The following is a 2,809-nucleotide window of genomic DNA, read 5'->3' on the forward strand; positions in this document are numbered from 1 at the left end:
CCATGGCTTGTTTAACGTTGATTGGCAACGGTTGATGTGTAAAAGCGATAGCATTGCGCCCGGCAGCAACACTGCCAGAAGAAACCAGCACCACCTCAACACCCTGTTGACGGCATTCGTTGATAAAACGGGCGATTGCCAGCAGGTAACGGGTGGAGCAGCCTTTGGCATCAGGGGAGATCAGCGCACTGCCAACTTTAATTACAATGCGCCGCCAAACAGAATTCAACATAGACACACCTTTAAACTGAGTACTGCCAGCAGCTTAAAGTTTAGGCATCTATATGTCTAATTAATTCTGAGTGCTGGCCATGGCAATTTCACAATTACCAGCCGTTAAATGGGTAAAGCCACCATAAGCTGCAATAACAAGCTGTTCTTCAGTCAGCTTTTTCACCTGCCAACTTACCTGGCCGCTGCCAAAAGCCGGGTGATCGATAACAAAAGAGCCGGGGGATTGTCGTATAGGGTATTTAAATGTGTCCAGCCGTTTGCCCTGACTTATATGCTGTACCATCTGCCGTTCACTGAAAATCCAGGTTTTACGCAACGCATTGTCCTGCTGCACCGTACCATCCGGTATATTGGATGTACCCACCTCGCACCAGCTGCCAGATATCAGCTGTTCCACTGCCTGTTGCTGCTGCTCTGAAAAACGGATATCCAGCTTGACCTGTTCGCCGATACGGCAAGGCTCTCCCTGAAACACTACTTCCCCGGCGGCATCAGTACATTTATACACATCGGCCAGTGCAGGTTGCAGTATGCATGCGCAGCAGAGCACTAACCAAAAGCGCAATATTTTATTCATTATGTCTTCCTTTCCCTGTGCCACAGCAACACGACTTGGCAACGAAACCCGTCTACAATACTGAAAAAATAACCCGAAGTGAACAAAGGCGATAAAATAAACAAAAACTCAACAAAATTGTAAATACGCCACTGATATAGTTCAGCAGCAATTCAGTTGTTTCTTACTAAGCTTTGCCCATTATGTTTTAAGGAGCTTTATTTATGCGCCGTTCTGTCCTAATTGTTTCTTTAATCTCAGCCAGCCTTGCCGTTGCGGGTTGTGCGTCAAACGAATACTCTAACACTGGTAAAGGTGCAGCCATCGGTGCAGTAGTGGGTGCCGTGGCAGGTAAGGCTACAGGTAACCATAAAGATAAACGCTTAGTCATTGGCGCAGCTGTGGGCGCGCTTGCGGGTGCGGCTGTAGGCAGCTATATGGATAAACAGGAAAAAGCGCTGAATCAGGAGCTTAGCGGCAGCGGTGTTAAAGTGGTGCGTGACGGCGATAAGCTGAGGCTGGATATCCCGGCGCAGTTAACCTTTGAAATTAACCGCTCAGACATCCGTTCCAGCCTGTATCCGGTATTTAATGATATTGCCAAGGTACTGCGTGACTACGAAAAAACTATGTTGGTTATCGCCGGACATACGGATGATACCGGCCCGTATCAATACAATATGAATTTGTCACAAGCGCGCGCTGACAGTGTGAAACAATACCTGATCGCACAGAATGTACAGGCTATCCGATTGGAAACTAAAGGTTATGGCCCTAACTATCCGATAGTGCCTAATACGTCGGAAGCCAACCGGGCGCAAAACCGCCGGGTAGAAATCCATATCGAGCCGATCGTAGAGTAAAGAGCCCACACTCTAAAAGACATAAAAGACAGCGCCTGAAGGCGCTGTTTTTCTTCTAGTAGCGATTACAAACCCGTTGCTGGCTTCTCAGTTTCTCCACGAGTTTCTTCATTTCTACTGACAAGCACTTCGAGCGATTATGATGGTTCAATCGTAAGTTATCGTTGGATTGTAAACGGCAGTGTGGCAAGTAGCTCTGCGAGTTTAACACTGCCTCATGTGCAATCTGAATACATAAATGGCAGGTCGTATTCTCGATATGAGGTGTCACTGGAAGTGACAGATAATCACGGATATAAAAACACATTCAGCAGATCACTACTGGAATTGAACGATGAATGCCGTACGCAGTCGTGCCGTAATCGTTGATTTTTGTTACTGATTAGACCGGATATATAAAAGCTGGGATGACTCTTTGAAGGTAATTCCAGCTCTGGTTTACTCAAGCCTTTCGTAGACGAAGATATCAACAGTGGCAGCTTTCGCAGCGCGCCTCAAGCGCAATATGATACATTTACATTAAACTTTTTTTACAAAATACAAACTCTTAGCTAAGCTACTGCCTGAGCTTATCTGCAATAAGCCCATGTTACTGCTTGTTGTCTGGCTAACAGAACCTGTCAGACATGCTGTCAGCAGTTATTCAGACAATAACAATAAGGAATACTGCATGCGCACCCATTACTCGATAATATCGCTCAGTGCACTGGCTTTGACAACAACCCACGTCCTGGCGCAGGACAATACTGCGGATAAAAGTGTTGAACGCATTGAAGTTACTGGCAGCCGGATTAAGCAAACAGAGCTTGAAGGTCGCAGCCCAGTGCAAATACTAGATCGTGATGCGATAGACCGCTCTGGATTGTCTTCTATCGGTGACATTATTCAGAATATAACGGCCTCGGGCTCAGCACTTAATACTAAATTTAATTCCAGTGGCAACTTCGGCTTTCCACCAGATGGCGGTGGCGTTGGAGCCGGGGCTACCACCGTAGATTTACGCCATTTGGGCGCTAAACGTGTGTTGGTTTTGGTAGACGGCATTCGCTGGGTAAATGAAAGCTCCGCGTCTGGTGTTGGTGGCGTAGTAGATTTAAACACTATACCGCTGGCAATTGTTGAACGAATTGAAGTACTGGAAGATGGTGCTTCATCT

3 protein-coding genes and 1 pseudogene are annotated in these 2,809 nt (G+C 46.6%); 2 read left to right on the forward strand and 2 right to left on the reverse strand.

Annotation, left to right across the window (positions count from 1 at the left end):
- Positions 1–232, reverse strand: a pseudogene (locus VIN66_RS02685) (glutamate 5-kinase); the annotation flags it as partial.
- Between the two features lie 60 nt (positions 233–292).
- Positions 293–811 (reverse strand): DUF4124 domain-containing protein, encoded by a 519-nt coding sequence (locus VIN66_RS02690; protein ID WP_331922552.1) that lies wholly within the window; start codon positions 809–811, stop codon positions 293–295.
- Between the two features lie 203 nt (positions 812–1,014).
- Between VIN66_RS02690 and VIN66_RS02695 the strand changes: the two genes are divergently transcribed.
- Both VIN66_RS02695 and VIN66_RS02700 read left to right on the forward strand, forming a co-directional pair.
- The gene (locus VIN66_RS02695) at positions 1,015–1,653 is read left to right on the forward strand and encodes an OmpA family protein (protein ID WP_331922553.1); all 639 of its coding nucleotides are present in this window, start codon (positions 1,015–1,017) and stop codon (positions 1,651–1,653) included.
- A 670-nt stretch (positions 1,654–2,323) separates the two neighbouring features.
- The coding region (locus VIN66_RS02700) for a TonB-dependent receptor plug domain-containing protein (protein WP_331922554.1) at positions 2,324–2,809 on the forward strand (486 nt) is incomplete at its 3' end.

The organism is Rheinheimera sp., assembly GCF_036568245.1.
Classification (GTDB): domain Bacteria; phylum Pseudomonadota; class Gammaproteobacteria; order Enterobacterales; family Alteromonadaceae; genus Alishewanella.

What these genes read in the sequence shown, in the direction of transcription:
- VIN66_RS02690 (WP_331922552.1), bottom strand. Translation starts at nt 811, where the DNA reads ATGAATAAAATATTGCGCTTTTGGTTAGTGCTCTGCTGCGCATGCATA.
- VIN66_RS02695 (WP_331922553.1), top strand. Translation starts at nt 1,015, where the DNA reads ATGCGCCGTTCTGTCCTAATTGTTTCTTTAATCTCAGCCAGCCTTGCC.